This is a genomic window from Mediterraneibacter faecis (assembly GCF_055383675.1).
The window spans coordinates 1,726,290-1,748,892 of record NZ_AP043803.1; the positions used below are offsets into that span (position 1 = coordinate 1,726,290).

18 protein-coding genes are annotated in these 22,603 nt (G+C 40.8%); 1 reads left to right on the top strand and 17 read right to left on the bottom strand.

The window, feature by feature from the left end:
- Positions 1–11 precede the first annotated feature (11 nt).
- The 10 genes from folD to ACZ47Z_RS08210 all read right to left on the bottom strand — a co-directional run bounded on the left by folD (position 12) and on the right by ACZ47Z_RS08210 (position 12,559).
- On the bottom strand, positions 12–851 hold the full coding sequence (gene folD / locus ACZ47Z_RS08165; protein WP_464525437.1) for a bifunctional methylenetetrahydrofolate dehydrogenase/methenyltetrahydrofolate cyclohydrolase FolD: 840 nt from the start codon (positions 849–851) through the stop codon (positions 12–14).
- A gap of 92 nt (positions 852–943) precedes the next feature.
- On the bottom strand, positions 944–2,614 hold the full coding sequence (locus ACZ47Z_RS08170; RefSeq protein WP_055145409.1) for a formate--tetrahydrofolate ligase: 1,671 nt from the start codon (positions 2,612–2,614) through the stop codon (positions 944–946).
- Between the two features lie 40 nt (positions 2,615–2,654).
- Positions 2,655–5,399: an FtsK/SpoIIIE family DNA translocase gene (locus ACZ47Z_RS08175; protein ID WP_464525438.1), complete on the bottom strand. Its 2,745-nt coding sequence runs from the start codon at positions 5,397–5,399 to the stop codon at positions 2,655–2,657.
- A 142-nt stretch (positions 5,400–5,541) separates the two neighbouring features.
- On the bottom strand, positions 5,542–6,231 hold the full coding sequence (locus ACZ47Z_RS08180) for a ClpP family protease (RefSeq protein ID WP_020437035.1): 690 nt from the start codon (positions 6,229–6,231) through the stop codon (positions 5,542–5,544).
- 216 nt (positions 6,232–6,447) lie between these two features.
- The gene (locus tag ACZ47Z_RS08185; RefSeq protein WP_020437036.1) at positions 6,448–7,725 is read right to left on the bottom strand and encodes an O-acetylhomoserine aminocarboxypropyltransferase/cysteine synthase family protein; all 1,278 of its coding nucleotides are present in this window, start codon (positions 7,723–7,725) and stop codon (positions 6,448–6,450) included.
- A gap of 26 nt (positions 7,726–7,751) precedes the next feature.
- Positions 7,752–8,483 carry a YebC/PmpR family DNA-binding transcriptional regulator gene (locus ACZ47Z_RS08190; protein ID WP_020437037.1) on the bottom strand — a complete coding sequence of 244 codons (732 nt, stop codon included), beginning with the start codon at positions 8,481–8,483 and terminating at the stop codon, positions 7,752–7,754.
- 139 nt (positions 8,484–8,622) lie between these two features.
- Positions 8,623–8,970, bottom strand: a complete 348-nt coding sequence (locus tag ACZ47Z_RS08195; protein WP_020437038.1) for a type II toxin-antitoxin system PemK/MazF family toxin — start codon at positions 8,968–8,970, stop codon at positions 8,623–8,625.
- 147 nt (positions 8,971–9,117) lie between these two features.
- Positions 9,118–10,284 carry an alanine racemase gene (alr, locus tag ACZ47Z_RS08200; protein ID WP_054751228.1) on the bottom strand — a complete coding sequence of 389 codons (1,167 nt, stop codon included), beginning with the start codon at positions 10,282–10,284 and terminating at the stop codon, positions 9,118–9,120.
- A 3-nt stretch (positions 10,285–10,287) separates the two neighbouring features.
- On the bottom strand, positions 10,288–11,805 hold the full coding sequence (locus ACZ47Z_RS08205; RefSeq protein ID WP_054751229.1) for a bifunctional ADP-dependent NAD(P)H-hydrate dehydratase/NAD(P)H-hydrate epimerase: 1,518 nt from the start codon (positions 11,803–11,805) through the stop codon (positions 10,288–10,290).
- A 118-nt stretch (positions 11,806–11,923) separates the two neighbouring features.
- Complete coding sequence (locus ACZ47Z_RS08210; protein ID WP_054751230.1) at positions 11,924–12,559, bottom strand: redox-sensing transcriptional repressor Rex; 636 nt, start codon at positions 12,557–12,559, stop codon at positions 11,924–11,926.
- A 165-nt stretch (positions 12,560–12,724) separates the two neighbouring features.
- Here ACZ47Z_RS08210 and ACZ47Z_RS08215 point away from each other — a divergent pair, with 165 nt between their 5' ends.
- Positions 12,725–14,665, top strand: coding sequence for an ABC-F family ATP-binding cassette domain-containing protein (locus tag ACZ47Z_RS08215; protein WP_464525439.1), 1,941 nt, complete (start codon positions 12,725–12,727; stop codon positions 14,663–14,665).
- A gap of 104 nt (positions 14,666–14,769) precedes the next feature.
- On the opposite strand, the gene ACZ47Z_RS08220 is transcribed toward ACZ47Z_RS08215, so the two are convergent.
- The 7 genes from ACZ47Z_RS08220 to ACZ47Z_RS08250 all read right to left on the bottom strand — a co-directional run bounded on the left by ACZ47Z_RS08220 (position 14,770) and on the right by ACZ47Z_RS08250 (position 22,450).
- Complete coding sequence (locus tag ACZ47Z_RS08220) at positions 14,770–16,758, bottom strand: 2-isopropylmalate synthase (RefSeq protein WP_464525440.1); 1,989 nt, start codon at positions 16,756–16,758, stop codon at positions 14,770–14,772.
- 98 nt (positions 16,759–16,856) lie between these two features.
- A complete protein-coding gene (locus tag ACZ47Z_RS08225) occupies positions 16,857–18,149 on the bottom strand; it encodes a D-alanyl-D-alanine carboxypeptidase family protein (protein WP_464525441.1) in 1,293 nt (430 codons plus the stop codon).
- Between the two features lie 80 nt (positions 18,150–18,229).
- Positions 18,230–18,802: an SMC-Scp complex subunit ScpB gene (gene scpB / locus ACZ47Z_RS08230; RefSeq protein WP_054751233.1), complete on the bottom strand. Its 573-nt coding sequence runs from the start codon at positions 18,800–18,802 to the stop codon at positions 18,230–18,232.
- Positions 18,803–19,555, bottom strand: coding sequence for a segregation and condensation protein A (locus tag ACZ47Z_RS08235; protein ID WP_055163155.1), 753 nt, complete (start codon positions 19,553–19,555; stop codon positions 18,803–18,805).
- Between the two features lie 12 nt (positions 19,556–19,567).
- Positions 19,568–20,497 (bottom strand): metallophosphoesterase, encoded by a 930-nt coding sequence (locus ACZ47Z_RS08240; RefSeq protein WP_464525442.1) that lies wholly within the window; start codon positions 20,495–20,497, stop codon positions 19,568–19,570.
- Positions 20,494–21,159 carry a deoxyribose-phosphate aldolase gene (gene deoC, locus ACZ47Z_RS08245; protein ID WP_015529287.1) on the bottom strand — a complete coding sequence of 222 codons (666 nt, stop codon included), beginning with the start codon at positions 21,157–21,159 and terminating at the stop codon, positions 20,494–20,496. The genes ACZ47Z_RS08240 and deoC overlap by 4 nt, the downstream gene beginning before the upstream one ends.
- Positions 21,160–21,292: 133 nt before the next feature.
- Positions 21,293–22,450: a D-alanyl-D-alanine carboxypeptidase family protein gene (locus ACZ47Z_RS08250; protein ID WP_464525443.1), complete on the bottom strand. Its 1,158-nt coding sequence runs from the start codon at positions 22,448–22,450 to the stop codon at positions 21,293–21,295.
- Between the last annotated feature and the right edge of the window lie 153 nt (positions 22,451–22,603).

The following is a 22,603-nucleotide window of genomic DNA, read 5'->3' on the forward strand; positions in this document are numbered from 1 at the left end:
ACAAGTTCCTCCTACTTACGAACTGTTTCAACGCAATTATTCATCAGCATCGCAATTGTCATTGGACCAACACCGCCCGGTACCGGCGTGATTGCAGAAGAATGAGGTTCAACATCCGCAAAATCAATATCTCCGCAAAGATGGTTCGCTTCATCACGATGCATTCCTACATCGATGACAACAGCTCCCTCTTTGATATATTCAGATGTGATAAAACGCTCTTTTCCAATTGCAACAATCAGGATATCTGCTCGTTTTGCTACTTCTTTAAGATCTTTTGTCCGGGAATGTGCAACGGTTACAGTTCCATTTTCACGAAGCAAAAGGGCTGCCATTGGTTTACCGACGATATTGCTTCGTCCAATGATCACACATTCTTTTCCTTCGATCGAAATATTCGATCTTTTCAAAAGCTGAATGATTCCGGCCGGAGTACAGGATAAAAATCCTTTTTCTCCGATCCAGAGTCTTCCAACACTTACAGGATGGAATCCATCCACATCCTTATCCGGTGAAATCGTACGGATGATCTTATCTTCATCAATATGATCCGGTACCGGAAGCTGTACAAGAATTCCGTTTACGCTTTCATCCGCATTTAACTCTTCTACTAACTTAATCAGTTCTTCTTCCGAAGTCTCTTCCGGAAGTTCATATGATCTGGATTCTACCCCGATATAGGCGCATGCCTTTTTCTTGTTTCTGACATATACAGAAGAAGCCGGATCACTTCCCACCTGAATAACAGCAAGGCAAATATCAATGCCTTCTGCCTTAAACTGTGCTACTTCTTCTTTCAACTCATCTTTAATCTGCTGAGAGATTAATTTACCATCTATCAACTGTGCCATGTGTATCTCCTTAATTAATTATCTAACTCCACGAAAACAATTGGCATTGCCGGTCAAAAAATACTATAACCGGCAGCCAATCATAAAAAACTTTAGAAAAGTCCGGTGATCTTTCCGTCATCTGTAACGTCGATTCCGTTTGCAGCAGGAACTTTTGGAAGTCCAGGCATTGTCATAACAGCGCCCGTCAGTGCGACAACAAAACCGGCTCCTGCACTTACATATACCTCGCGGATATGAATATCAAAGTTTTCAGGTCTTCCAAGCTTTGTAGCGTCATCTGAAAGAGAATACTGATTCTTTGCCATACAGATCGGGAAAGAACCAAATCCCATAGATTCAATCTTGGCGAGCTGTTTCTCAGCTGCAGGTTCATATACAACATCATGTGCGCCGTAAATCTCCTGTGCGATTGTACGGATCTTGTCTTTCAGAGAAAGCTCATCATTATAAAGCGTATGGAAATCACTTTCTTTTGTCTCAAGTGTCTCAAGAACCTTCTGCGCAAGATCTAAACCGCCTTCTCCGCCTTTCTCCCACACTTCTGAGAGGGCAAACTCGCATCCGCGTTCACGACAGAATTTTTCAATAAATGCATTTTCAGCATCCGTATCTGTTACAAATGAATTCAGTGTAACGATTACCGGTACACCGTATTTCTGAATATTTTCAATATGTTTCTCAAGATTTACAATACCTTTTGCAAGGGCATCCAGGTTCTCTTCTGCAAGGTCAGCCTTCGCAACGCCACCGTTATACTTTAATGCACGTACTGTTGCAACTAAAACTACTGCGTCTGGTTTCAGACCCGCCATACGGCATTTGATATCAAAGAATTTCTCAGCGCCAAGATCTGCACCAAATCCGGCTTCTGTGACAGTGATGTCACTTAACTTCAGAGCCATCTTTGTTGCACGTACACTATTGCAGCCATGTGCAATGTTTGCAAATGGACCGCCATGTACTAAAGCCGGTGTATGCTCAAGTGTCTGGATCAGGTTTGGCTTGATCGCATCTTTCAGAAGTGCAGCCATAGCACCTGTTGCCTGAAGATCATCTGCTGTAACAGGTTCTCCCTTGAAATTGTAAGCAACAATGATTCTTCCAAGTCTGCGTTTAAGATCAGCAAGATCATCTGCAAGACAGAGGATCGCCATGATCTCAGATGCCACTGTAATGACAAAATGATCTTCACGGACCATACCGTCTGTTTTGCGTCCAAGTCCGACAACAATATTTCTGAGAACACGATCATTCATATCGACACAACGTTTCCATACAACCTGTCTTGGATCAATACCAAGTGTATTTCCCTGTTGGATATGATTATCGAGCATTGCTGCAAGAAGGTTGTTTGCTGAAGTGATCGCATGAAAATCTCCTGTAAAATGCAGGTTCAGATCTTCCATAGGAACGACCTGGGCATATCCGCCACCGGCTGCTCCACCTTTGATTCCGAAACATGGTCCGAGAGATGGCTCGCGAAGTGCGATCATTGCTTTTTTTCCAAGTTTTGCAAATGCCTGTCCGAGACCTACAGATGTTGTAGTCTTACCTTCTCCGGCCGGAGTAGGATTGATTGCTGTTACAAGTACAAGCTTTCCATCCTCGTTATCTTTGATTCTGTTCCAGAGTTCATCGGAAAGTTTTGCCTTATATTTTCCATAAAATTCAAGTTCATCTTCTGAAATACCGGCCTGTACCGCTACCTCTTTGATGTGTTTCATTTCTGCTTCCTGTGCAATCTGAATATCTGTTTTCATCTTTCCCTCTCCTTTGTATCACTTTTGGTGTTTTTAGATTTTACGAAGTCTGATTCTGCATATATTCTGCAAATTCTTCTTTTGTCATAAGCACTTTTCTTGGTTTTGTTCCTTCCTCCGGACCTACAACACCGGCTTCACATAGCTGATCCATAATTCTGGCAGCACGGTTGAAACCAATCTTGAACATCCTCTGAAGCATACCAATCGATGCTTTTTCCTTGTCGATGATCAGATTTCCTGCATCTGCAAAATAGACATCCCTGCTGTTCTCGCTGTCCTGTTGTCCCGGAAGCATCCCCTGCCCCGGAAGATCTGCGCTGCTTGAAATCTGTTCTTCTAGTTCATTACTGTACGAGGTATTTCCGTTCTTGTCAATCAAATAATCAACAACTTTTTGAACTTCTTCGTCTGAAACGAAGGAGCCCTGCACCCTGACAGGTTTTGGATATCCGGATGGATAAAAGAGCATGTCTCCCTTTCCCAGGAGCTTTTCGGCACCATTCATGTCGATAATTGTCCTTGAATCGACACCTGATGATACAGAAAAAGCAATTCGGGAAGGCATGTTTGCTTTGATCAATCCGGTAATAACATTTACAGATGGTCTCTGTGTTGCAAGAATCAAATGAAGTCCCGCTGCTCTGGCCAACTGTGCCAGACGACAGATAGCACCTTCTACTTCTCCCGGAGCAACCATCATAAGATCAGCAAGCTCGTCAATGATAATTACAATCTGAGGAAGCTTTTTCTGAATCTCCGGTCCGGTTTCCCCATGCTTGACCTTTTCATTAAAGCCCTTTAAATCACGTACATTGTACTGTGCAAAAAGTTTGTAACGCTTTTCCATCTCAGCAACTGCCCAGTTCAAAGCACCTGCCGCCTTCTTCATATCTGTGACAACCGGAATCATCAGATGTGGAATTCCGTTATATACACTTAGTTCCACAACTTTTGGATCGACAAGGATCAGTTTAACATCATCAGGATCTGCCTTATAAATAACACTCATGATCAGAGTGTTGATGCAGACAGATTTACCGGATCCCGTTGCACCTGCAACAAGAAGATGCGGCATCTTGGCAATGTCAGTCACAACAACCTTTCCGGCAATATCTTTACCAACTGCAAATGAAATTGGCGATTTACTGTTTTTGAACTCTTTTGACTCCAGCAGATCTCCCAGCATAACCGCTGTATTTTCACTGTTCGGAACTTCGATACCGACCGCGGCTTTACCAGGGATTGGAGCTTCAATTCTCAGATCTGCAACTGCAAGATTTAACTTGATATCATCTGCAAGTCCAACAATCCGGCTTACTTTTACGCCCTGTTCCGGTTGAAGTTCATATCTTGTAACAGATGGACCACAGCTTGCGTTTGTTACATGTACTCCAACTCCAAAATTCTGTAGTGTCTGTTCCAGTTTTAAAGCCGTGGCACGAAGGTGTTCATCCGAATCACCGCCGCCTTTCTTCCCCTTCTTTAACAGATTCAGCGGAGGTGTATGATAAACCGGCCGTGGTTTTTGCTCCTGTTCCCGTATGGTCTGTTCTACACTGGCTGTCTCTGCGGCAACCGCCTGCGCGTCTTTTTTGCTGCTTTTTCTGGAATGCTCCTGTTTTATCTCCGGGCTATTTTCAATCATAGGATCCGCAGCCGGATCATGTTCAGAACTCATCTCGTTTTCTTGTCGGGAAGCGGGTGTCTGTACCGGTTCAAGATGCAGTGCATCGTCAAACGGAATCTCTTCTTGTACATCCATTGCCGGTTCTGCTCTGTTAATGACAAAATGATCTTCAAAGGAATCCGTCAGATCTTTTGAATCCGGCTCTTTCTCCGGGACAAGTTCTGTCATTTCAGGTGATTTTGGAGTCCGCCCAAAGCCACCAACAGGTGATTCTTCCTCTGAAAGAAGCGTTGTGGCGAATGTAATACCTGATGCTTTAAGGTCTGTCCGCTTTGTGCGTTTCTTTTTCTCACTTGGAGAAGATGCATCTGCCTGTAAAGTTTCGACTTTTTCTCTTTGCTTCAACGCAAGTGCCTCTTTGCGGGCATCCCGCTCCAGTGTACGGATCTCAGCAGTTTCCTGATGTTTCCGTTTCACTTCCTGGTAAGCTTTCTTTCCATGTCTTCCAAGTGGAGCTAATAAAGAACGTTCTGTTACCAGAATGATACAAATGATTGAGAAAATGATCAAAATAACATAAGTACCTGCTTCTCCGATCAGTGGACATAAAATGCTGATCAGAATTCCGCCAAGTAATCCACCCGCATTTTTATCAGCACTGGAATCTTTGTAGTAAGATAAAACAGATGTTCCGGCAGTATATGGATGAAACATCAATTCTAAAATTCCACAAAGGAGAATGACCAGAACAATTGCGGCACCTACTTTTATGTAAGCATGAGGATTTCCTTTATTGGAAATATAAAAAGCAACTGCTCCGAAAAATACAAATGGAAATAAATATGCCATTGCTCCTACAAGTCCAAATCCTACAGAAGAAATTGCTCCTCCCGCTATGCCACCCATACCAAAATTACTCAGGATAAGAAGGATGCAGATGGCAAGGGAACCCAATAGAAGAATCTCTGAACGGATTTCCTGACTTTGTGCTGTATTTATATGATTTGAAGTTCTTTTTGTCTTACTGCCAGAACTTTTCTTTGTGGAGGCAGAAGCTTTTTTTGCTGTCGATGTTTTCTTAGTTGTAGCATTTTTTGCTGCTTTCGCTGTGTTGTTCGTAGAACTTTTTTTCGTATTTGTAGAATTTGCAGCCATCTGATTCCCCCTTGATTATTATACCATTGTACTGATTCAATCAAACGATAGATTGAATACATACTATTTCAAGTATAACATCAATTAAAATTCATGTCATTACAAAATTTCTTTGATCAGATGCCATTTTTTTGTTCTATATTTACATTTCCGAAGGTTTTTCCCGTTTTTCATCAATCAATTCATAGAGTTTTTTAAATGCCTGGTGAATGCCTCCGACTTCGTCGATGATCCCTTCTCTTACAGCTTCTTCTCCTTCTAACAGTGTTCCTACATCCTTTACAAGCTGGGTAGGGTTTAGCATCAGATCAACAAGACGTTTTTCTGTGATTTTAGAGTGTGCAGCAATAAATCTGGCAATTCTGTCCTGTGTACGTTCCATATTTCTCAGACTCTGTGTCACACCGATAAAAGTACCGTTTGAACGAACCGGATGAACAACCATGGTTCCTGTCGGTACAATAAAGGAATAATCTGCCGAAACAGCAAGAGGACCGCCAATAGAATGACTTCCACCAAGGACAAGAGAAACGGTTGGTTTTCCCAAAGAAGCTATCATTTCCGCAATTGCAAGTCCAGCTTCCACATCTCCACCCAGTGTATTTAATAAAATGAGAACCCCCTCTACTTCATCACTTTCTTCAGCTTCAGCCAGCTGTGGGAGTAAATGTTCGTACTTTGTTGCTTTTGTATTATTTGATACTGTTTCATGTCCTTCAATTTCACCTATAATTGTCAGAAGACGAATTTTGTAATTCTTTTTATTTTCATTTAACATTAACGCACCAAATTCTTTGATTTCATCTGATTTTTGCTTTTTTTCCTCGCTCATATAAATATGCCTCCTGTTGAAAGTAAATAAATACTATTACTAGAATGCACAGAATACGGGAAAATATGTATTGTATCCAATTCTGCATATCAATCTCCACAATTTAGGCAAAAGAGCTAACTACTGTTTAAAACCTGCAATTCGGATACAAAAAAACAGGAGGTATGGATACAAAATCATGGGAATCCATACCTCCTGAATCATATGTTATTTATATTAATCTTCCAGTGCCTGTTCTACATCGGCAATCAGATCTTCAATATTCTCAATTCCAAGACTGAAACGAATCAGATCTGGCTGTACACCTGCTTCTAACAGTTCCTGCTCATTCATCTGTCTGTGTGTATGACTTGCAGGATGAAGTACGCAGCTTCTTGCGTCTGCTACATGAGTTACAATCGCAACCAGTTTCAGTTTGTCCATCATCTTTACTGCTGCTTCTCTTCCACCTTTTAATCCAAAAGTGATAACACCACATGTTCCATCCGGCATATATTTCTGAACGAGGTCATAATCTTTACTTCCCGGAAGTGATGGGCAGTTTACCCATGCCACTTTCTCGTGTCCCTGGAGATACTGTGCCATCTTTACAGCGTTCTCACAATGTCTTGGCATTCTCAAATGAAGACTCTCGAGTCCAAGGTTCAAAAGAAATGCATTCTGTGGAGACTGGATCGATCCAAGATCTCTCATCAGCTGTGATGTTGCTTTTGTTATATAAGCAGCTTTGCCAAACTTTTCTGTGTATACAATTCCGTGATAAGTCTCATCCGGTGTTGTAAGTCCGGCAAACTTGTCTCCGTAAGCAGCCCAGTCAAAGTTACCGCTGTCAACGATTGCACCGCCAACACAGGCTGCATGTCCATCCATGTATTTTGTAGTTGAATGAGTAACAATATCTGCACCCCATTCAAAAGGACGACAGTTGATCGGTGTTGCAAATGTATTATCTACGATTAACGGAACATGATGTGCATGTGCAGCTTTTGCAAATTTCTCAAAATCAAAAACAGTCAATGCCGGATTGGCAATCGTCTCTCCAAAAACAGCTTTCGTATTCTCCTGAAATGCTGCATTCAGTTCTTCCTCTGTGCAGTCTGGGTCTACGAAAGTTGCTTTCACACCCATTTTACGGATTGTGTGAGCAAACAGATTGTATGTACCGCCATACAAGGCAGACGCACATACGATATGATCACCTTCTTCAGCAATATTCATAATCGCATAAAAGTTTGCTGCCTGTCCGGAAGAAGTCAGCATTGCTGCTACTCCACCCTCCATATCACAGATCTTTGCTGCTACTGCATCATTCGTCGGATTCTGAAGTCTTGTATAAAAATATCCGGACTCTTCAAGATCAAAAAGTCTTCCCATCTGATCACTGCTGGTGTAACGGAATGTTGTGCTTTGTACGATCGGGAGCACACGTGGTTCACCGTTTCCCGGATTGTAACCGGACTGTACACATTTAGTTTCCATCTTGTAATTACTCATCATTGTCCCCCATTTCTTATAACTGATTATTCGTTCCAGTTATGGTATACGTCCTGAACATCATCATCTTCATCAAGAAGATCAAGTGTTTTCTGGATGTTTTTAATATCTTCTTCTTTTGTAAGATCAACATATGTCTGTGGAATCATTGTAACTTCAGCAGAAACCATAGGGATTCCGGCTTCTTCCATCTTCAGACGAACATCACTGAAGTCTTCCGGTGCTGTTAATACTTCGTAGCTGTCTTCTTCTTCGTTAAAGTCTTCAGCACCTGCATCAAGTACAGTCATCATAAGATCATCAGAGTCCATATCGCACTCTTCTTTATCAATAATGATCTGTCCTTTTTCATCGAACATGAAAGATACACATCCAGGTGTTCCTACGTTTCCGCATCCCTTTGTAAATGCATTTCTTACATTGGAAGCTGTACGGTTCTTGTTATCTGTAAGAGTCTTAACGATAATAGCGGTTCCGTTCGGTCCATATCCTTCATATGTAATACGCTCATAGTTATCAGCAGTTCCTTCTCCGGCAGCTTTTTTGATATTTCTCTCGATTGTATCATTCGGCATGTTGTTTGCTTTTGCTTTTGCAATAACATCACGAAGTCTGCTGTTGTTTGTCGGATCAGCACTTCCACCTTCCTTAACAGCAATTGCAAGTTCACGACCGATCTTTGTAAAAATCTTTCCTTTCGCTGCATCATTCTTTTCTTTTTTATGCTTGATATTCGCAAATTTAGAATGTCCTGACATATTCTGATTCTCCTTTTCTATTGTATCAATGTATTTTATATAAATTCACTTGCATTTACAGATACACACTAAGTTCTGTAAAGCACTATCCTTATGATTTTACCACGCTTTTTTTGTTCTGTAAAGAATTTGGTTGGATTTATGTAGTAAGATCCAGACTGATTCTTATTGCTTGGTCAATTTTTTTCATTCGTTCCTGATCGATATGACAGACATATTCTCTCAGTCTTTTCTTGTCAATTGTACGGATCTGTTCCAGCAGAATGACTGAATTTTTCATAATGTTATAATCATTTGTACAGATTTCAATATGTGTCGGCAATTTTGCCTTATTCATCTTCGACGTAATTGCGGCACAGATGATGGTTGGACTATGTCTGTTGCCTATGTTATTCTGTATTATAAGTACCGGCCGGATTCCACCTTGTTCGGAACCAACGACAGGACTAAGATCTGCGTAATAAATGTCGCCCCGCTTAATTATCAATTCATTCACACTCCGATATTCCAGTTACTTTTCGTATTTGTTCTCTGATTCTTCTCAGAACCTTTTGTTTTTTTCTAAGAACATACTAAAGTATCTCCGGTTTTATCGGATGTATGCATGTCAACCGGATTCTTTCAATTATTCCGGTTATTCGAAATAATCAATCTGTTTTACGATCGTACCGTTTTTATAATACTCTCTCGGAACACGTTTGCTCAGATCACAGACAAATTCATAATTGAATCTCCCACTCAGATCAGAAAGATCTTCTACACGGATAACGGCGTCCTTGTCTTTTCCGACCAGAGTAACCGGATCCATGAATTTTGCTTCCGGAATCTCTGTTACATCTACCATAAACTGATCCATGCAGACTCTTCCTACAATGTCTGCACGTTTTCCATGGATAAGAACATAGCCTTTATTTGAAAGGGAACGCGGATATCCGTCACCGTATCCGACGGGAATCGTAGCAATCCGCATCTCCTTTGGCGCGACGAAAGTTCCACCGTAACTGATGGAAGTTCCTTTTTCCACATCCTTTACAAAGCTGATATGGCTGATTAATTCCAATGCCGGTTTCAGGTCAACAGCATCTTTTTTCACTTCATCTGACGGATACATTCCATAAATAGAGATCCCGGCTCTGGCAAGATCATGCTTCATATCCGGAAAATCAATAATTCCGGCACTGTTATCACAATCATAATAGGAAATCTGAACTCCATTTTTTTCTAACTGTTCTTTCATCCAGAGGAATTTTTCATGTTGGGCAAATGTATAAGACTTGTCAAATTCATCTGCCTTTGCAAAGTGTGTGAACATTCCTTCCATTTTAATATTAGGAAGTTTGCTGATTCTGGAAATTGTCTCAACACTCTCTTTGCTTACTTTGAATCCAATTCGTCCCATTCCTGTATCAATTTTTATGTGAAGAAATGCGGTCTTTCCTGACCTTACGGCAGCCTCAGCCATTCCCTTGGCCATCTCTTCTGTATAAACTGCTGCACGGATTTCTTTTTCAACCATTTCTTCATACTCATCAGGAAAAACACAGCCAAGAATCAAGATTGGTTTCTTGATTCCATGTGCTCTTAAAGTTCTTGCTTCTCCCATGCATGCTACAGCGTAACCCCAGATATAAGACGTTTCCTCAAACATTTCCGCAAGAGGAACTGCTCCGTGTCCGTATGCATCCGTCTTGATAACAGCTATTAAACGTCCCTCCTGACCAATGCGATTTTTCATCTGTTCCATATTATATGCAATTGCGTCCAGATTGATCCTGGCACATACTCTGTTATACTGTTTCATAATTTATCTGCACTCCTTTGCATTTTTCATTGCATCGGCCATACCCTGAATCAGGTCTCTGGCTAATACGCTGTAACTTCCTTTGCTCTTTTTCGCTTCATCTCCACCACAGGCATGTAGGAAAACTCCCACAGCAGCGGCTTCGAATGGTGCCATATGCTGTGCAAGAAGTCCTGCAATCGTTCCGGCAAGAACGTCTCCGGAACCACCTTTTGCCATAGAGTTATTACCAGCGAGATTTACAAATTTCTGCCGATTTGTCTGTGCGACAACAGTACGACTGTCTTTTAACACACAGATTATGGATGATTTTGTATCCGGTCCGGATTGTTTTATGATCTGATCAAGTGCCTGGAAGCGATCTTCCATGATCGTATCAATACTCCATCCGGTCAGCCTTGACATTTCTTTCATATGTGGAGTTAAAATCACAGGTGCACAACATTGATTTAATAACTCTATATTCCTGCTCAGTAAATTAAGTCCATCGGCATCTATGACACATGGACAAGATACCTTTTTCAATACATTTTTCAATATCTTTTCGGAAATCTGTCCCATTCCAAGTCCACAGCCAATACAAACCACATCAGCCCAGTCAAGAAGATGAGACAGTTGACTGTCATCATAAGAATCATAGCAGGATATGATTGCCTCCGGAAGAAGTTCCTGCAGTGCCAGACGGTTTTCACTTGCTGTATAAATCTGTACTAGACCGGCACCAACTGTATAGGCAGCACAGGCAGAAAAAAATGCAGCACCAGCCATCCCGGGACTTCCGGTGATCATAAGAACTTTTCCATAACTTCCCTTGTGCGAATTCATCATTCTCGAAGGAAGAAGTTTTCCAAGATCATTTTTGTCAAAGGTATAACAAACATCCAGGTGATTCGAAAAATATTTCGGATCAATTCCAATCGCAACCGGAATGCTCTCTCCTGCATACGACTTGCCAGGGAAAAGCTCACAACCTAATTTTACACATGCCATACATACTGTAAGGTCGGCTCGAAATGCTGTCCCAAGAATCTTTCCTGTTGCAGCACAGATTCCGGATGGAATATCAACAGCAACTTTTTCTGCATCCTGAAGATTCATCCAGTCGATCACATCTTTATAATGTCCTGTGATTTCACGGCAGAGTCCAACACCAAATACAGCATCAATTATTACAGTATATTCTTCATCCGGGAATTCTGTGAATACAGAAATCCCCATATTTTCGACAATCTGTTTCTGACATCGACATTCTTCACTTAAAGAAGCTTCTCTCCCTGCAAATAGTACATCTGCATGCTTTCCCTGTTCGGTTAAGAGCCTTGCTACTGCAAATCCGTCTCCACCATTGTTGCCGCTTCCACAAACAATCAGACTTTTTTCTGTGGAAATATTTTTCTTATGCATTGTCTCGACAATCTGAAGTGCTGCACGTTCCATAAGTACAAGGGATGGAATCCCAATTTTATGAATTGTGTGTGCATCAGCTTCACTCATCTGCTTCCCATTTGGAAGATATCTCATGCTTATCGCCTGACCTTTCTATCACTTTACATTCCGTTACATTCCTTTAACATGAACAGATGCTGCGGAACCTCCTTTCGTCGGTTGGTCCCGCAGCATCCTTGCAGCCTGCCAGATTCTATTCTTTATCCTGCTGACAAAGGTTGTAAGATAACTTCATCAGTGTGTCAGATAAATGTACATTCTCAACGACCACATCCTTTGGAAGGGAAAGGTCCGTATGTGCAAAATTCCAGATTCCCTTCACACCGTTATCTACCAGAATATCAGCAACTTCAATTGCTTTCGATTTTGGAAGTGTCAGTGCAGCAATTTCAATGTCATTATTCTTAAGAAAATCTTCTAGTTCATCAACCATACGCACAGGAATCCCTCTGATCGTTACGCCTTCCAGTCGAGGATTCACATCGAAAAGACTTTTCAGAATAAATCCGCTTCTTTCGAAAGAAGCATAGTTTGCCAGTGCCTGTCCTAAATTACCGGCACCAATGATAATAAAATTATGACTTCTATCCAATCCCAAAATCTTGCCAATCTCTGTATAAAGATATTTCACATTGTATCCGTATCCCTGTTGGCCGAAACCACCGAAATTATTCAAATCCTGACGTATCTGTGAAGCCGTTACATGCATCTTCTTACTCAGGTCACTGGATGAAATTCTCTCTACGCCAGCCTCCAGCAGATCTCCTAGATATCTGTAGTATCTCGGAAGTCTGGAAATGACTGCACGTGATATCTTTCTCTGTTCCAATTTTTAGCCCTCCACTCTTAAACTACTCTTTATTATATAAAAGAGTTAAAGTTCTGTCAAACTTTTGTTTTGCAAAAACCCTTAAAATCCATATATTTTCCTTGTATTTTCGACATTTTTCTATATAATGATAATGTTAGAAGTCAAAAAACGAGGTGAAAACATATGATACTCGCATGTCACAATATAGAAAAAGCGTTTGGGGAACACGAAATTGTACGAGACGGCTCCTTTCATATCGAAGATCGTGAGAAAGCTGCTCTTGTCGGTGTGAACGGCGCCGGAAAATCAACAATCCTTAAGATGATCATCGGAGAAGAACCTCTTGATGGTGGAGATGTTATTCTCGCGAAAGGAAAGACACTCGGTTATCTTGCGCAGCGTCAGGATTTAAAATCCGGAAATACCATTTATGAGGAAGTGAAAAGTGCAAAAGCGGATATTTTTGCAATGGAAGCTCAGATTCGTTCCATCGAACATGAACTGAAGCATTTGGAAGGCGAGGAATTGCAGAACCGCCTGGAGACCTACAACCGTCTACAGTCCGAATTTGATGCAAGAAACGGTTATGCCTGCGAAAGCGAGATTACAGGTGTATTAAAGGGACTTGGGTTTACGGAAGATGATTTTAATAAACAGACAGATACACTTTCAGGAGGTCAGAAGACCCGTGTTTCTCTCGGGAAATTACTTCTTACAAGTCCGGATATCCTCCTGCTTGACGAGCCGACAAACCACTTGGATCTGAATTCCATTGCCTGGCTGGAAACATATCTGATCAATTATTCCGGAGCTGTATTTATCGTCTCTCATGACCGTTATTTCCTGAATCGTGTTGTTACAAAAGTTGTTGAGATTGATAATGCACAGGTTCGCATGTACCTTGGAAATTATAAAGATTATGCAATGAAAAAACAGCAGATCCGAGATGCACAGCTGAAAGAATACATGAATCAGCAGCGTGAGATCAAACATCAGCAGGCAGTTATTGAAAAATTAAAGTCTTTCAATCGTGAAAAATCAATCAAACGTGCAGAGAGTCGTGAGAAAATGCTTGACAGGATTACGCCATTGGACAAACCGGTTGACAGTACGAAAGAAATGCATTTTACGCTGGAACCATCGCAGATCAGCGGAAATGATGTTCTTACAGTGGAACATCTCTCAAAGCAATTTGACAGTCAGGTTCTCTTCCATGATATCAGTTTTGAAATCAAACGTGGCGAACATGTCGCTGTGATTGGTGATAATGGAACCGGAAAGACAACACTTTTAAAGATTATTAATCAGGTAATTGCAGCGGATCAGGGTGAATTCACACTTGGATCCAAAGTGACGATTGGTTATTACGACCAGGAACATCACGTACTTCATGATGATAAGACCATTTTTGATGAGATTTCTGATGACTATCCTGATCTTACCAATACACAGATCAGAAATACACTCGCTGCATTCCAGTTTACCGGAGATGAAGTGTTCAAAGAAATTCATACATTAAGCGGTGGAGAAAAAGGCCGCGTATCACTTGCCAAACTTATGCTTTCGGAAGCAAATTTTCTAATCCTTGATGAGCCAACCAACCATCTGGATATTACTTCCAAAGAAATTCTGGAAGAAGCATTAAATAACTACAGCGGAACGATACTTTATGTATCCCATGACCGTTATTTTATCAATCAGACCGCCTCCCGGATCCTTGAACTGGTGAATCAGACATTTGTTAATTACATCGGAAACTACGATTATTATCTGGAGAAAAAAGAAGCACTGACACTTGCTTATGCTTCTGGAAATGAAACAAATGCAGAAAATGTATCCAATTCAGGTGATTCTGCTGCATCCACTCCTGCTTCGGATTCAAAATTAAGCTGGCAGGAACAGAAGGAACAGCAGGCACGTGAACGTAAACGTAAAAATGAGTTGAAGAAAACAGAAGAAGAAATCGCAAAACTTGAAGATCGCAACACAGAGATTGACGAGGAACTGACGAAAGAGGAAGTTTATTCGAACTCTATTGAGTGCCAGAAACTTTCAACAGAACGTGCTGCAAATGAAGCAAGATTAGAAGAATTGTATGCATTGTGGGAAGAATTAGCAGAATAATGAATCTGCATAACAGTAATCGCCTGACAGCTACTACTTATGGTAACTGTCAGGCGATTTGTTTTAAGATTACATTTTTAAATTTAGTCAAACTCGAATTGGGATCAAGGTTTGTTTCTATACTGTACCGGTGTGATATTATACAGTTTTTTAAATGTTCTGTTAAAATGCTCTACATTCTGATATCCCACAGATTCTGCAATACTTTCTACAGTTGCACTGCTGCTCTTAAGCATTGCTCTTGCCTTTTTCATACGGATTTCTTTCAGAATATCCCCAAATGTCATTCCTGATTTTTCTTTAATGTATTTTGACAAATATGGTTTTGAAAGGAAGAACTTCTCAGCAAGATCGTCCAATGTAACTTCTTTATAATTTGCGTAAATATAATTTGTAATATCTAATAATCTTTCATCCTTGCATGTCTGGGATCTCTGTACGCTATCCAATTTATTCACTGCAACAACGAGTGCTTCAATAGATGCTTTGATAATATCGGCATCAACTCCGACACCCCAGTAACGCTTCTTGTTGGAAATAACACCGACATAAGCAACAGCTCTGGAAGAAGATCCTTTTGTCAAAGAATGCTCCTCGTAAAATGCAAGTTCAAACTCGATATCAAAATAATGCTTGATTGCATTGCTGACAGCATCCAGACGTCCGTTTCCAACACCTGTGATCTTGCGGTTGCTTCCATTGTGGTGAATCGTTGCTTCTGCGACAATTCCATCTTCTTGTTTAAAGTGGCATTCATCAACACTGAAAATTGGTTTCGCATTGATGTAATGGTCTTCAAAGATATGATATACATTGTCTGGTGTAAGTTCTTCGTGAGCCTTGTCGGAAACATCTTTTATAAGATATCCGACTTCTTCTCTCATCTTTTCCGGTAAGCTGATTCCAAAGCTCTGCTTCAGGATATAGTTTACGCCACCCTTTCCTGACTGGCTGTTAATACGAATTACATCGGAATCGTATCTTCTGCCAACATCCTGTGGATCGATCGGGAGATATGGAACAGTCCATGTCTGACAGTCATGCTCCTCTCTCCAGGTCATACCTTTCGCAATCGCATCCTGATGTGAACCGGAGAATGCTGTAAATACAAGATCTCCTGCATATGGCTGGCGCGGAGAAACTTTCATTCTTGTTACGCGTTCATAGATTTCACAAATGTCACTCATATTAGAGAAATCAAGTCCCGGATTCACACCCTGAGAAAACATATTCATTGCAAGTGTAATAATATCTACGTTACCTGTTCTCTCTCCGTTTCCGAACAATGTTCCTTCGATTTTATCAGCACCGGCAAGGATTCCGAGCTCAGCATCTGAAACTCCTGATCCTCTGTCATTGTGCGGGTGCAGAGAAAGAATTACATTCTCTCTGTCGCGCAGATGCTTGTTAAAATACTCTACCTGACTTGCGAATACATGAGGCATAGCATTTTCCACTGTTGTAGGCAGGTTGATAATTGCTTTGTTGTCAGCTGTTGGCTGCCAGATCTCAAGAACTGCATTGCAGACTTCTAAGGCATAGTCAACTTCTGTTCCCTGAAAACTTTCCGGGCTGTACTGGAACGTAAAGTTTCCATCTGTTTCTTCTGCTAACTCTTTCAAAAGTTTTGCACCGTCAATTGCAATCTGTTTTACCTGCTCTTTATCTTTCTTAAATACCTGTTCTCTCTGTGCAACAGATGTTGAATTGTATACATGGATAATAGCATGTGGAGCACCTTTGACAGCGTCAAATGTTTTTCTGATAATATGCTCTCTTGCCTGTGTCAGAACCTGGATCGTAACGTCATCCGGAATCATGTTCTGCTCGATCAATGTTCTTAAAAACTGATATTCCGTCTCAGACGCAGCTGGGAATCCGACTTCGATCATCTTGAATCCTACATCCACAAGCAGCTGGAAGAATTCCAACTTTTCATCCAGACTCATCGGCTCGATAAGTGCCTGGTTACCATCTCTCAAGTCAACACTGCACCAGATTGGTGCTTTGTCAATTGAATCTTTCTTTACCCAGTCATAACATGGCTCAGGTGGCATAAAGTAAGTCTTTTCGTATTTCCTCCAGTTTTCCATAATGTGTACCTCTCTTATATTTAATCAATTTAGTTGTTGTTTTTTAACACTCGTTTATATTAGCACAGGAAAGTCTTAGATTGTAGTGACTATTTTAATCACCTCGCTTGATCTTTTTTAATATTTCCTGCTTTTTGGTACGAATTTTGTATAGAAAACAGGTGGAAAATATATTCTACACATTTTTTGAAGGTTCTCTTTTCTGCATTCTGTGTTGTATAGACGGGATATTCACGGATCAATTTGTCATTTAACGTGCAGCGAATCCTGCCGACTTGCATTCCTTTCCTTACAGGAGCATCCAACTGATCAGGAATCTCATAGTCAACAGAAATCGTTTCATCTTCTTTCAATAGGAAAGAAACAGGTGTCAGATTTGCAGTAAGAGAAATCTTGGTTCCGTTTTTACCGGGATAAGCTATCATATCTGAATGTGCTTTTATCCCATTATTAATAAATATCTGTCGGACAGGTAATTCCATTTCAAATGTCTTATATTGATAATGATCTAAAGCATAAGTCATAAGAGTTCTCATATCGGACCATTTATAACTCTTATTATTTGGCCATCCGCAGGCAAGGAGTGCAACAATAAATGTCCGCTTATCTCTACGCAACGCACCGACATAACAATATCCGGCATCTGAAGTAAATCCTGTTTTTCCGGAAAGAGCGCCGTCCATCATATTTAAGAATGCATTATGATTATAACAGCTGAACGACCGTTTTCCTTCAACATCTTGAAACTGATAGGTTTCGGTACGCGTGATCGTAAGAAATTCTTCCTGTTTCTTAGAATTCATAATACAATAACGCATGATCCTTGCAAGATCTTCTGCTGTAGTGTGATGGATTCCATTTGAATCTGCTGCATCTAATCCATTTGGTGTGATAAAATAAGTAGAATAACAGCCGATCGTCCACGCTTTTTGGTTCATCAGATCTGCGAATTTCTCTACACTTCCGGCAACAGCTTCTGCAATTGCAACCCCAGAGTCATTATGTGACTCCAGCATTAAGGAATAAAGAAGATCTTTTAAATAAAACCGTTCTCCTGCAACCATTCCAAGATGTACCTTTGGCTGTGCCGCAGCCTGATCGCTTACTGTAACAATCGGATTTTCTGAATCCATTATGCCGCTCTCTAATGCAAGGATGCAAGTCATAATCTTTGTTGTACTTGCCATTGCCCGTTCTTCCTGTCCATTTTTGGAAAATAAAATACGCCCACTGTCTGCATCCATTAAGACGGCAGACAGGGCGTATAATTGTTTTAGCTCAGTAGTTCCAAAAACATGAACCGGAAAAGAAATTCCAATGATCATGCTGATAATCAGTATGCGAACAAAGAATAAATAGATTCTGAAATACCACTTTTTAAATTCTATCATCAATTGATTTCCTGTTTATATTGGAAGCTCCATTCTTCTTTTAATTTTATGATTCCAATGCAAGTTGTAGAATTCAAAAATCAAATGTCCATACGGATCTTTGCCTCATCTTCTGCTTCTTCTTTGAAATGTTCCAGCTGTTCCGGATTCAATGACGGAAGATCATCAATCGACGGTACACTGAATCTTCTTAAGAATTCTTCCGTCGTGCCGAAAAGAATTGGTCTTCCCGGTGCATCAAGTCTTCCGACTTCTTCTACCAGACCATATTCCACAAGTTTATTTACTGCGTGATCAGATTTTACTCCGCGGATCTTCTCTACCTCGATCTTAGTGATCGGCTGTTTGTATGCAATGATTGACATTGTCTCAAGAAGAACGTCCGTCAGAGTATATTTCTTTGGCTGCTTTGCCACACGGATCAGATAGTCATACATTTCCTTCTTTGTACACATCTGATAAGACTTGTCCAGTTCAATGATGCGGATTCCTCTGTTCTTTGATTCGTATTTCTTCATCAGATCCCGAAGTAATTCTTCGGTTGTCTGTTCATCCTGTTCGATTGCTTTCGCAATTTTACTTAGTTCAACAGACTCTCCCATTGTAAATAAAATAGCTTCAATTGCAGCCTGAAGTGTTTTTACTCCTGCCATTTACACTACGTCTCCTTTTCTCTCAATCATGATCTCACCACAAGTAGATTCTTGTTCAACATAAATTTCACCCAGCTTCATCATTTCAAGAATCGCAAGAAATGTAACAACAACATGCATTTTACTCTTCTGCTTCTGAAGAAGCTGACGGAAACTGAACCGGCGGTGTTCTTGTAAATAATCACGCACATAAAGGAACTTATCTGTGAGTGAAACTTCCTCTTTCTCAATCTTGCCAAATTTACTTCTTACCGGATCCACTTTATCTGTCTGCCGACGCATAACTTCCTGAAAAACTTTCTTTAACTGTACCATTGTCAGATCCCCAAGTAAAAGGTCAAGATCAACTGGCTCCACATATTCCAGAACTTCTTCCGGAATTGTCGGATTCTTATATAAAATCAGATCCGCATCTACCTGACGGTCTCTGAGCTCATAAGACATGTATTTATACATTTTATATTGCAGCAGCTGTTCAACCAGTTCCTGCCTTGGATCTTCTTCTTCTCCGTCTTCTTTGACTTCTTTTGGAAGAAGCATCTTGCATTTAATATCCAACAACGTCGCTGCCATAACAAGAAATTCACTCATCACATTCAGATCTTCCCGTTGCATCTGACGGATATATTCCATGTACTGATTCGTAATCTCCACAATGGGGATATCGTAAATATCTACTTTATTCTTCTCGATCAGATGAAGGAGCAGATCCAACGGCCCTTCAAATACTTCCAGTTTTACCGGTATTCCCATAATAATCTCCTTTTATCTGCAAAGGGTGATTGCAATCACTTCTGCCGGATTGAACAGTCTCACATTAAATGTATGCGTTCCAAGCCCTTTGCTGACGATGATCGTCTGTTCTCCCTCCACGGTCATCTCTCCTGAATATTTTGGAAAAAGAAATGCCTGCGGAGTGATCACGCCGCCAATTCCCGGCAAGCGTACACATCCTCCATGTAAATGTCCAGACAAAATCAGATCGGAACCCCATTCCTTATAAGCTTCCATATAGGATGGATTGTGGGCAAGCAGAATGTGATAACTGTTGTCTGCGAAATTCTCTGTTGTCTCCTGCTGTTTTTTCTGATTTCCTGTAGTGTGCTTTTCTCCCAGGCATCTGCGTACATCTTCAGCGGTGACATCCGCCTTGCGGAATTTTTTATTCACAATCAGTGGGAGTTCCAATCCGCTGATATAAATGTGTTGATTTCCCAACAGAATATCGCAACTTTCATTTTCCAGAAAACGAACCCCTTCTGCCTGTAACTTTTTACGATACTCTTCATAACACAAAGAATAGTTTTCCTGATTCTCTTTGATTCTCTGTTCATGATTTCCACTGGCATAATAAACCGGGCAGAGCTGCGGCAGACGACTGACAAAATCCAGTGCCTCTTGGTATCGCACGTCATTTTTTGCCACCAGCATATCTCCGCCAATCAAAATCAGATCCGGCTGCTCTGCTTTTATAGCTTCGAACAATTTATTGTTCTGCTTACCATAAACATGGTTGTGCATATCACTTAAAAAAATAATTCTGTTCACTGGGTCTTTTTCGGCTGTGCAAGTTATCTTTGGTGAATGTACTTCGTAATGTGTTACACAAAAAGAATGCTGCTCCCGATACATTTCTGCTAATATAACCGCGCACACAATCGGAAAAAGAACAGTGAAAAAACCTAAGATGCTCATATCGTATGTATCTCGGACATCTCAGCTTCTGCAATCGCCACACCGGAGCTTGATCCAATACGGTCTGCACCTGCATAAAACATCTTCCGTGCATCCTCCAGTGTATGAATACCACCGGATGCCTTTACCTTCATGTCAGAGCCAACCGTACGCTTCATAAGAGATACTGCTTCTACAGTTGCTCCGCCGGTTGAGAAACCAGTAGAAGTTTTTACATAGTCTGCACCTGCATCACGGCTTACAAGACAAGCCTCCTGAATCTCTTCGTCTGTAAGCAGACATGTCTCAAGAATCACCTTTACAATCACGTCATCCCCGGCAGCAGCTACAACCGCACCGATATCTCTTCTTACATAATCCCAGTTTCCACTCTTCAATGCCCCAATATGGATAACCATATCCAGCTCTTCTGCGCCGTCTTTCACTGCTGCTGTTGCTTCTGCAATCTTCGCAGTTGTTGACATTGCTCCTAACGGAAAGCCAATCACGGTACATACTTTAATTCCTGTATTTTTCAGAAGAGAGGCACAAAGCGCAACACAACTTGAATTCACACAAACAGAATGAAATCCGTACGTAACTGCTTCCTCACATAATCCACGGATATCTTCCTCTGTTGCATCTGCTCTTAATAATGTATGATCAATACGTTCTGTAATCATTAATTTAATCTGCCTCCTGTATTTTTATATCCATTGCGGGTAGTAAAATTTCATAAAACAGACTAAAAATTATTCTGAGCTACCCGCATTCGTACCCTTTATTATAAAACATTTTCCATGTTCCAGACAAGTGTTATAATAATTTCTTCCAAATCTTTTTTAGATAATCTCCAAATTCTGCCTTTTCCACAGGTGTTGAAGCGATCAGATTTACGGATCCGATTTCTTTCCCGCTTATCCGATAACAAATCCGGCCAATTGTGTCCCCTTTTTTCACAGGTGCTTTTACTTCATCTGGAATTTCTGTTACTTCTTCGACTTTCGATAAATCGGATCCTTCCGTATCTACATAAGTAAATCCTTCCTCATATTGAATCTTTAGATGATCTTCTTTGCCACCTTTCACCAGAACCACTGGCAGTTTCCGTTCTTTTGCTTTATAAATCTGACATTTTCCAAATCCATAATTCAATAAAGTTACCGCATCCTTAAAACGGCTTTTTGAATCTTCAGCGCCCATAATTACTGCGATCAGATCCACACCATTCTTACTTGCCGTTGCTGATACACAGAACTTTGCCTTTCCGGTGGATCCGGTTTTCAGACCAGTGGCATATTCGTACTGCCGGATCAGTTTATTTGTATTCGTCAGGCCAAATTCTGAAGATCCACGGGCAGTTGTATGCGTGATATTTTCCATCCAGACCGTACAGTAGTCCTTTATCTGCGGATATCTGATCATCAGTTCCCGCGACATGAGTGCAATGTCTCTGGCACTCATCTCATGACCATCTGTATCTAATCCGTTACAGTTTACGAAGTTTGTATGTTTCATTCCAAGTCCTTTTGCCCGCGCATTCATTTGTTTTACAAATTCTTGTTCATTACCGCAGATACATTCACTCATAGTTACACATGCATCGTTTGCGCTTGCGACAGAAATGCATTTTAGCAGCGTATCTACCGTCTGGATCTCTCCAGGTTCCAGGAATACTTGAGATCCTCCCATAGAAGCTGCATACTCGGAAGTGGACACTTTATCATCAAGTGATATAGTTCCGTTTTCTAATGCATCAAAGATTAACAGCATTGTCATGATCTTTGTAACACTTGCCGGTGGCCGTGCAGTATCTGCATCTTTTTCAAATAAAACCGTTCCCGTAGACATTTCCATAAGAATACCAGACGGCGCACTTATTTCTACTTCTTCCGCGTGGACTACAGTTGTTGGAAATGCAATCCTATACAGCAGAAAAACACTCAGCAGAATCACTGTAAAACCTTTCTTCATCTGCAATTCCCCCATGGACTATTCTTTTACCAGTATAGTAGCGATGGAGGGGAAATATGTCTGGAGAGAATTGACTTTTCAATTTTACAGGCGTATATTAGAAGTACTGTCCATTTTCTGTGATTTCAGAAAAATGGAATCTAATATTAGGAG

Excerpts from the sequence above, each read along its gene's own strand:
- ACZ47Z_RS08240 (WP_464525442.1), bottom strand. The coding sequence starts at position 20,497 with ATGAGCATCTTAGGTTTTTTCACTGTTCTTTTTCCGATTGTGTGCGCG.
- scpB (WP_054751233.1), bottom strand. The coding sequence starts at position 18,802 with ATGGCAGGAGTAAAAACACTTCAGGCTGCAATTGAAGCTATTTTATTT.
- ACZ47Z_RS08180 (WP_020437035.1), bottom strand. The coding sequence starts at position 6,231 with ATGAGCGAGGAAAAAAAGCAAAAATCAGATGAAATCAAAGAATTTGGT.
- ACZ47Z_RS08220 (WP_464525440.1), bottom strand. The coding sequence starts at position 16,758 with ATGGAAAACTGGAGGAAATACGAAAAGACTTACTTTATGCCACCTGAG.
- ACZ47Z_RS08205 (WP_054751229.1), bottom strand. The coding sequence starts at position 11,805 with ATGAGATATCTTCCAAATGGGAAGCAGATGAGTGAAGCTGATGCACAC.
- ACZ47Z_RS08235 (WP_055163155.1), bottom strand. The coding sequence starts at position 19,555 with ATGGGAATACCGGTAAAACTGGAAGTATTTGAAGGGCCGTTGGATCTG.
- deoC (WP_015529287.1), bottom strand. The coding sequence starts at position 21,159 with ATGATTACAGAACGTATTGATCATACATTATTAAGAGCAGATGCAACA.
- ACZ47Z_RS08175 (WP_464525438.1), bottom strand. The coding sequence starts at position 5,399 with ATGGCTGCAAATTCTACAAATACGAAAAAAAGTTCTACGAACAACACA.
- ACZ47Z_RS08215 (WP_464525439.1), top strand. The coding sequence starts at position 12,725 with ATGATACTCGCATGTCACAATATAGAAAAAGCGTTTGGGGAACACGAA.
- ACZ47Z_RS08190 (WP_020437037.1), bottom strand. The coding sequence starts at position 8,483 with ATGTCAGGACATTCTAAATTTGCGAATATCAAGCATAAAAAAGAAAAG.
- ACZ47Z_RS08170 (WP_055145409.1), bottom strand. The coding sequence starts at position 2,614 with ATGAAAACAGATATTCAGATTGCACAGGAAGCAGAAATGAAACACATC.
- alr (WP_054751228.1), bottom strand. The coding sequence starts at position 10,284 with ATGAAACAGTATAACAGAGTATGTGCCAGGATCAATCTGGACGCAATT.
- ACZ47Z_RS08185 (WP_020437036.1), bottom strand. The coding sequence starts at position 7,725 with ATGAGTAATTACAAGATGGAAACTAAATGTGTACAGTCCGGTTACAAT.
- ACZ47Z_RS08225 (WP_464525441.1), bottom strand. The coding sequence starts at position 18,149 with ATGATAGAATTTAAAAAGTGGTATTTCAGAATCTATTTATTCTTTGTT.
- ACZ47Z_RS08250 (WP_464525443.1), bottom strand. The coding sequence starts at position 22,450 with ATGAAGAAAGGTTTTACAGTGATTCTGCTGAGTGTTTTTCTGCTGTAT.
- folD (WP_464525437.1), bottom strand. The coding sequence starts at position 851 with ATGGCACAGTTGATAGATGGTAAATTAATCTCTCAGCAGATTAAAGAT.